This is a genomic window from Candidatus Magnetobacterium casense, assembly GCF_019173545.1.
Lineage (GTDB): Bacteria > Nitrospirota > Thermodesulfovibrionia > Thermodesulfovibrionales > Magnetobacteriaceae > Magnetobacterium > Magnetobacterium cryptolimnobacter.
The window spans coordinates 1-7,905 of sequence record NZ_JABXWD010000155.1 but is presented as its reverse complement, the minus strand read 5'-3'; the positions used below and the strand labels follow the sequence as shown (position 1 = coordinate 7,905).

Below are 7,905 nucleotides of genomic sequence, written 5' to 3'. Positions count from 1 at the left end.
GGGACAGGGGTGTTTTCCCAACGGATGCGCCATCTATAAACACCTCGGCAGAGGGTCTGCTCCATACGTTTATGTAACCGTAGCGGACATCGGCAGAGGGGGAGGCAGTGGTTGCCTGTGGTACCGGCAGTGGGGAATCAGGCGGTTTCTTGTTGCCGGGCGTTACGAATAAAAACAATGCGACTATTATCACACCTACAACGGCTACCGCAACGGCGTATATGCCCTTTTTTGATGATGGGGGGGACGTTTTTTCAAGGGGCGCCCCTGCTGCATGGTCTTTGGATACCTCCGCAGACTTCTTCGCTTCAACCTCCGGGGGTTGTTTCAATGCTTTCTTCTTGGCTGAAGCGTCCTTGAGTACCAACCTGTGGGCTACGCGCCCGGTGGTGACATAGGTGCTATCCAGTTGCTCTATACTCTGCTCAGGGATACCGTCGGGATGATTCTTGGACAGCTGTATATAGTTGTCTTTATATTCGTTTTCCCACTGTAGTTTATCGATATTCAGTCTGGCTCTGATGTCGTTTTCGAGGGTGACAGCGGTTGCTTTATCGACATTGTTTGCGGCCATTAGTTGGTCAAGCGCGATGCGTTTGTCCAGGGTTATGCGTTTGTGTGCAAGGTGTTTTTCCAACAGCTCTACATATTCCCCTTGTGGATTTCGCTCAATGGCGGCTATGAATTCATCGATACCCTTGAACCTGTCCTCAATCCTCACGGCCAACGCTTGCAGGATTGCGTTGCCGAGGACGGGGGATATGTCTATGCCCTCTATGTCAGATGCCTGCTTTAGTTCATCGACGTAGAATCTGTCCGGGGCCGGGGGAGGCAGGATGCCCGTAATCATGAGATACAACGTGGCGCCGCAGGCATAGATATCCGTCCAGGGGCCGATCTTTCCCCTGGCCTGGTACTGCTCCATGGGGGCATAGCCGGCCTTGAGAACCACGTCAAGGCTGTGACTCTGCTCCGCCGATACATAGCGTGCAGCACCAAAGTCGATCAGTATGGGGGTGCCGGCATTGGTTACGTAGATATTCTGCGGGGAAATGTCCCTGTGATACAGGGCCAGCGCATGTATCTCCTTCAGCGCAGCCAGGATGGGAAACATCAGCCTCAGAGACTCATCAACGGGGAGTCGTCCGCCGCGCTTTTTTATGAGGTTGGACAGCGTATCACCGTCTATGTAGTCCATGACGATGTAGCCGGTGTTGTTGGCCTCAAAGAAGTTTATGACGTGGACAATATTGACGTTGTTGGCAAACTTGGTCACCTTTCTGGCCTCATCTATAAACAGACGCAGACCTTCGCGGAAGTTCTCTTCCTGACTACCCTTAAACGGCAATACCGTATAGTTGCTCAACTCCCTGCTGGCAAGGCTTGTGGGAAGAAACTCCTTAATGGCTACCTTCTTGTCGAGATTGATATCCATGCCTATGTACGTGATCCCAAAGCCACCCTGGCCCAGTACCCTGCCCAACAGGTACTGGTCCTTCAGGATTGTCCTGGGCTTCAGAAGCAGGGGATGGTCTGAGTACTTGCTTTCGTCATACCCACAGTGATTGCAGATAGGGGCGCTGTCTCTCCTCTCCATGCAGTTGACGCATATCTTCATAAAGTCAGACCTGTATTGTTCACTCATACGATTGTTGCCTTCATACGCTTTATCCCGGAGGTTTGCCCTCCATCACGACTGCTGTTCCGGACATTGTATCGTGCCAGTCCTTATGAAGCACGAACGAAAACGGCTCAAACGGAATAAGTCTCAACAGAGACCTGATTACTACAACTGCAACAGGTGGTTGCAAACCACCCGACATCACAACACGCGTGTGTGTGACAAACTTCCCGAGCGTCTTACCGGTCATACCCTCCATTAGAGTGTAGTACACAATGTGCAGGGCGATAAAGACCAGGAGCGTTAATCCTAAGCCGCCTCCCGTGGCGGATGACATGACAATGAACCGCAATATCACGGCAACAACAGAGACCACAGTCAGGTCTATGATGAAATTTAGCAATCTCTTTGTGCGGGGGGCAAGGGGGAGTTGGGTGATTTCTTGTTTATTTTTTGGAGCTGGTTTCTGATCGGCCTTGGGGGCGATTTTTTGATCGGGTTTGGGATCGGTTTTTGGTGGTTGTTGTAATCCCGAAGCATTTTTTAATATTTGAGTTTGTTCATAGAGTTCTGTTTTAGGAGTGTCTGATGGTTGAGGTGTCGGTTGAACATTGTCCTGAGGTTCGACGGCGATGCTTTTTCTTGTCAACTGAAAGACGGCACAACCTGCCAGCGAAAAGGCGTCTCCGGGCAGGAGCAGCGTAGACTCAAATGCCGCAAGCCTCTTGTTGTCATCCAGGAAGGTGCCAAAGGTTGAGCGGAGGTCTTTGACGTAGAATGCCCCCTTTTCCCTGTGGATTTCGCAGTGGACGCTTGATATACGTTTTTCGGACAGCACGATGGCACACTTGGTAGGGTCCCTGCCGATGAGGACCGGCTTATTGGTCAGGGGGATGCGTTCTCCCTCAAACTCGCCTGCTACTACCAGCAATTCCATGGCGGTATCGGCCGTGCTTGAGTCGCCCGTAGTTGTCGAGGAATCCGAGGGGGGCATCAGCAGCGCCTGGAACTCGGCAACGGAGGCAGGACGATTTTGTATGTTCATTTCGAGGGCCTTCATGATGGCGTTGGCAAAGTCCTCGGAGAGCTTCTGTCTGGATATGTCTTTGATGTGGATGAGTTTTTCTCCGTTTTGTCTGTCCGGGGCCTTGGTGGGTGAGTCCATGCGTTTTTTTTTCGTAGTTGTATCCTCTGAGGCAGCTATACATGGTTGCGGCGCAGGCGTAGATGTCCGTCCAGGGGCCTTGTTTGCCCAGCTTCATATCCGAGCTGTATTGCTCAAGCGGGGCATAGCCGTGGGTCAGGCATATGGATAGCTTGGTGCTGATGGCGTCGCGGGCGGAGCCGAAGTCCAGCAAGATGGGATTGCCGTTGTCGGGGATGTAGATGTTCTTGGGCTTTATGTCTCTGTGCAATATGCCCCCCTGATGTACCGCATCGAGGCCATCCAGCACTGGCATCATGATGTCCAGGAGGTCTTGCTGTGTGATGCCCTTGTCCTGGAGTTTTATGTACTCCTCAAGGGTCTTACCCTGGATGTAGCGCATGACAAAGTAGGCGGTATTGTTCTCCTTGAAGAAAAACAGGATGGGCGCAATGCTTGGATGATTAAACTGTGCCAGGGTCTGGGCCTCATCTATGAACTTTGTCAGCCCGTACTTGTAATCGTTGGAGTAGTCCTCGGATATCGGAAATACGGTGAGTTGATCTCGTTGTCGTCTGGCTATGTTTCGGGGCAAAAACTCCTTGATGACCACGCGCATCTTCAGCACCAGGTCAAGGCCAAGGTAGGTGATGCCAAACCCCCCGGAGCCAAGACACGTACCGATCAGGTACTGCTTGTTTAGTACCACGCGGGGTTGCAACGACACGGCATCGTTTTTGATATCCATGCTGCTGCCACATTGCGGGCAGACACTGGGGGTTGCCTTGGTGTCCGTCATGCAGTTACAACAGATATTTTCGTACATTACGTAACCATTATGAGTTGTGCTGTAATATTATCATAGTTTTCCTTTGTCCGCTGTGCCGTCTTGGCAACATCCCTGACCATTGCCTCTGTGATTTTCTGAACGGAGGTGTTTGCATAGCGCAGGTGGAGGTTGTACATGTCGGAGTCGGTCAGGTACTGCCATAAGCCGTCGGTGCAGAGCAGGATGTAGTCACCCGATTGCAGGGTAAGGCCATCGGCATGGATGGCAGGTCTGAGTTCATCGGGCATCCCCAGGGTCTTGAGCACGCGATTGCGGTCGGGGTGGTCCTTTGCTGCCTCTGCGGTGATTTCGCCCATATCCAGGAGCAGTTGCACCACCGAGTGGTCCTTGCTCTGGTATAAGGGCAGCCCCTGCCTGTATACGTAGATGCGGGAGTCTCCCACGTATGCCCAAAACATCCTTTCGCCCAGGATTACAGCCACCACACAGGTAGACTGCATATTGCGCAGGCGGTCATCGGTATTGCTCCGCTGCCTGATGGCATTGTGAGCAGCCTGCATGGCATTGGTCAGTTCCGCACTGACATTGTCTGCGTTGATGCTGGCAAAGCAATCCGTCACCGTGTTGACAGCAATCTGCGAGGCGATCTGTCCGCCTTTGTGGCCTCCGAGGCCATCGGCTACAACAAAGCAGTAGCGACCATTTTGTTCGTCAATGACGGCGTTCCAATTGTCCTGATTTTCGCTCCTGCCGCCCATATGTGTTTTTATTCCGTATTCGATTCTTAGTGTCTTACCCTTGGCAGACCACATAGACTTCCACTTTGCTCCTTTGAGTTACTTCAGGTATATTGTAGCAGATCAATAATATTTTTGTATATAGCGCGGCTGACTTGTGTGCAATACAATGGAGTGACCCCGCTGGTAACGTCGTCCGGCCCCTGTGGTCTAGCCGACCTGTTCGCGGACGAGGCGGATACCCTCCCACGCCGGGAGTTTGCCCTCGATCCGGGCCAGGGTTAGCCGGCTCCACAGGTAGAGGTGTAAGGCGGCTTGCTGTTGCTGCTCGTAGTAAGCATTTTTTCTTTTGATTCCTATCATCCGCTTCCACCAGGATTGAGCGATATCATGCTTCATCTCACCAAAACCGAGGTAGATGTACTCATAGAGTCGAACCACATATTTTATAAGAGCTATACTGCATTCTTTATCAGAATCTGAAATAGCAACCTGCAATATATCCTTCAATAATACAGCACGTTTTTTAACATACTCGTCATGATTGCCTGACAGTATAGGGTTAATTTTTTCTAGGGCAATCTTATAATTCTTGCTTTCAATATCATTTGATATCGTGTTTAAACCCATATTGTTAAAGGCACAGGCAAGGACACGGGCAAGGGCACGGGCAACGTCAAGGGCAAGGGTAAGGTTAAGGGCAAGGTCACGGGTAAGGTCACGGTCAAAGGTAAGAGCAAGGGTAAGGATAAGGTCTCTGGTATGGTCAAGGTCAAGAGCACGGGTCAGGGCAATGTCACGAGCAAGGGTAAGGGTAAGGTCAAGGGCAAGAGTATTTACAATATCTATATCGATAGAGTGCAGAGATGTTGAATTTGACTGCTCATGGAAGATTTCCGTTAATCTGTTTTTTATATCTTTCGTCAATCCCCACAGTTCCTCATTGTCACACCATGTGGCAATCTTATCAGACTCCTCTACAGTAGCCGTAGCTTCTTGAAACGTCGGTAAACGATACATCACCGTTCCACCTTGTCTCTCCGTAAGCCATTTGCAAAACTCTACAGCATCTTTCGATCTGATGCCCGTAATTGGTTCATTGGCGCTGCCTGCAGGAAATACGTACTCCAGCCAATGGTCAGGTTGTAGATACGTGTTATCTTTTCGCATGTCGTCAAGAAACAACTGATATGCCGCACACGTTACATACCCGCTGCTTATTTGTCGATTGTCATCTATCGTAATGAACGCCTTGAGTTGTCTGTTCATGATGACCTCCAGGGCAAGTTTTTTTAATGCCTCATCTGATGATTCAAGGTTGCGGGCAAAAAATCCTTCAAGGGCCTCACGGGTTTCAACGTCAATCTGTTGGGCCTCTTCAAGACACTCAAACGCCAGCGTCAAAGACGGTATCGCTTGTACCTCAAGGCAGGCCCTGATGATATCCGTGGCATCCCAACGTGCTGCGTATAACCTCAATGTCTCATGCCACCAACTGTCATCGACAAGGCTGCACCAATCACGGTTATGGTTGTTCTTGCTCAACCAACATGAGACGGTTAAGTACTCCTGGAAGGTAAGGTGGGCAAAGCCAAGTATCTCCTTTTCCCGTTCGACTAAAAGGCCGCTTGACCCTTGCAGGTTGATAAAAAAGTCATCCTCTTGTCCCTTCTTAACGCCTATGCGGTGCAAGGATCGCATTGTGAGATCAATCGCACCTTTTCTTGGTATTTCGCGTACCCTCTCTTCCATCATATGACAGGCAAGTTGCTCCAGGATGCCTCGTTTTTGGCCGGCGCTAAACTCGTCAACCAACCCTTTTACCTGGCGCCAACGTGCTAACATCACCTCGCATATCTCCCCATAGAGTTCAGCACGACTGGAGGGCAACGCACTTCTATACTTATGAACCATCGCTATCATGGTCAGCAGCAGGGGGTTTGCGGTAAGGGCGTTGAGCGATGGGGTTGTTTGCAGCCGCTGAAGGAGGTCTGCCGCTCCACGGTTTGCCCTCTCCCGGATTTTATCACTGAGTACGTTTCCTGCGCTTCTTGTTTCGTTTGCAAGATACCAGTTGTTGATAAAGCGTTTTACCTGCCCGGCATCAAAGTTCTGTACCTCAAGGACATAAGCCCCCTGAAGTGGTACGGCCAGATACCCAAGCGGACGCGACGTAAGGAGAAACAAACTCTCCGGATACGCCTTAATCTGGATGTTGACCCACTCGGAGACCTTTCGTCTCTCCTCCTGGTTTCCAACCTCATCCAAACCATCAAGGAGCACAATACACTTACCCTTCCTCAGCTTGTTATCAAACCACGTATCGGGTGGCTTGAGACCGGAAAATAACCTCTCATTGCTGAAATAAACCGTTGCCAACCCTCCAAGGTTTTTGGGATTCTCTAAGTTCGTGTCTTTTACGATGTCTTTTGCGATATGTCTTATAGGGATAAAGATCGGCACATATGAACGTATCCCATACCTCCTGTGGCGTTTGTACGCAAGAATCACCGCTATGTTCTGAAGCAGCGTGGTCTTACCGCAGCCCGGTGGACCAATCAAGGCATACCCCGCATCCCTCCGTTGCTTTTTCCGGCCATCCTCGCTGATGCGTATGAAGTCCCATATGTGCCTTGTCTGAGCAAGTGCTCTGCTCTCTGTCAGGTTTGTCAGGGGGCTGCCAGGATTGCTGCTTTGATCAATTCGCACCTCAACAAAGACCTGATCGAGATCGAGCGCAAAGGAATCAATCAGACCAAGCCCCTTTGTGTTAAACGTGTTGTGATCATCGATGATCCTCTTGATGTATCGTCCTTTAAACCCAGGGGAAATGCTCCCGAAGAAGTAGAGGGGTTTTTCCAAGATGTACTTTTCAAGGTGTGGTACAACTTTAGCTAGTATTTTTTTTATGACAATAAAAATTCTCCTAAGGATTTGAATTATATTACTCCAGGCCATAAATAATTTTTCCTCCTTTTGGCTGATAGTTTTTATCAAAACAGCCATTTAAATTACATGTCAAATCATCAGAGACAAAGAAAGCAATAGTTTGTCTATTTGTTTTCTTGAAATATTGGACATTTATCTCAAATAGACTTATCTGTAATAATAATGTCTTACACCATTTGATAAAAAGTATGTCATTAAACATGTTCACGTATTAGACGGATTCCTTCCCAGGTTGGAAAATCCCCTTTTCTTTTGGCTATGTTCAACTGATTCCATAAATAGAGATATAGAATATGGTGTTGAGCATTTTCATATGCATCTCCTTGTTTAATCATTAAAATTCTTTTCCACCATGGTTTAACACCATTTATCTTAGCAATGCCTATATAAATGCTTTCAAATACATGCGAGATACATTCATTGTATATAATTCCATGGTTACTGGGATATGAAACAACATTGTGCAATAAATCTATCAATGATTTAATACGTCTCCTAATATATTCGTCTATATCAACATCATTAACATTTAGTACGATTTTTTCAACTCTTTTCAGTATCCTCTTTAAAAAGCATGGTAGAGGGGCAGCAGAAAAATAATTATTGCAAAATAGATCAAGAAGTGATAGACTGTTATATATGAATCAAAGAGCAATAGAATCAA

The 7,905-nt window shown here is 48.6% G+C and carries 6 protein-coding genes; all 6 read right to left on the bottom strand.

The window, feature by feature from the left end; genetic code table 11:
- Positions 1–1,645, bottom strand: a 1,645-nt coding sequence (locus tag HWQ67_RS09555; RefSeq protein WP_218252460.1) for a serine/threonine protein kinase, incomplete at its 3' end; no start/stop codon positions are given.
- A gap of 22 nt (positions 1,646–1,667) precedes the next feature.
- Positions 1,668–2,558 carry an RDD family protein gene (locus HWQ67_RS09550; RefSeq protein ID WP_255317205.1) on the bottom strand — a complete coding sequence of 297 codons (891 nt, stop codon included), beginning with the start codon at positions 2,556–2,558 and terminating at the stop codon, positions 1,668–1,670.
- Positions 2,527–3,513 carry a serine/threonine protein kinase gene (locus tag HWQ67_RS19930; RefSeq protein WP_255317204.1) on the bottom strand — a complete coding sequence of 329 codons (987 nt, stop codon included), beginning with the start codon at positions 3,511–3,513 and terminating at the stop codon, positions 2,527–2,529. The genes HWQ67_RS09550 and HWQ67_RS19930 overlap by 32 nt, the downstream gene beginning before the upstream one ends.
- A 77-nt stretch (positions 3,514–3,590) precedes the next feature.
- Positions 3,591–4,367 (bottom strand): PP2C family protein-serine/threonine phosphatase, encoded by a 777-nt coding sequence (locus tag HWQ67_RS09545; RefSeq protein ID WP_218252458.1) that lies wholly within the window; start codon positions 4,365–4,367, stop codon positions 3,591–3,593.
- A 135-nt stretch (positions 4,368–4,502) separates the two neighbouring features.
- A complete protein-coding gene (locus tag HWQ67_RS09540; RefSeq protein ID WP_218252457.1) occupies positions 4,503–7,250 on the bottom strand; it encodes an NACHT domain-containing protein in 2,748 nt (915 codons plus the stop codon).
- A 185-nt stretch (positions 7,251–7,435) separates the two neighbouring features.
- Entirely contained in the window at positions 7,436–7,720 is a 285-nt protein-coding gene (locus HWQ67_RS09535) for a hypothetical protein (RefSeq protein ID WP_218252456.1), read from the bottom strand.
- Positions 7,721–7,905 lie beyond the last annotated feature (185 nt).

Bases quoted from the DNA above. Each gene is read 5' to 3' on its own strand.
- HWQ67_RS09545 (WP_218252458.1), bottom strand. From the start codon at position 4,367: ATGTGGTCTGCCAAGGGTAAGACACTAAGAATCGAATACGGAATAAAA.
- HWQ67_RS09540 (WP_218252457.1), bottom strand. From the start codon at position 7,250: ATGGCCTGGAGTAATATAATTCAAATCCTTAGGAGAATTTTTATTGTC.
- HWQ67_RS19930 (WP_255317204.1), bottom strand. From the start codon at position 3,513: ATGGATATCAAAAACGATGCCGTGTCGTTGCAACCCCGCGTGGTACTA.
- HWQ67_RS09550 (WP_255317205.1), bottom strand. From the start codon at position 2,558: ATGGAATTGCTGGTAGTAGCAGGCGAGTTTGAGGGAGAACGCATCCCC.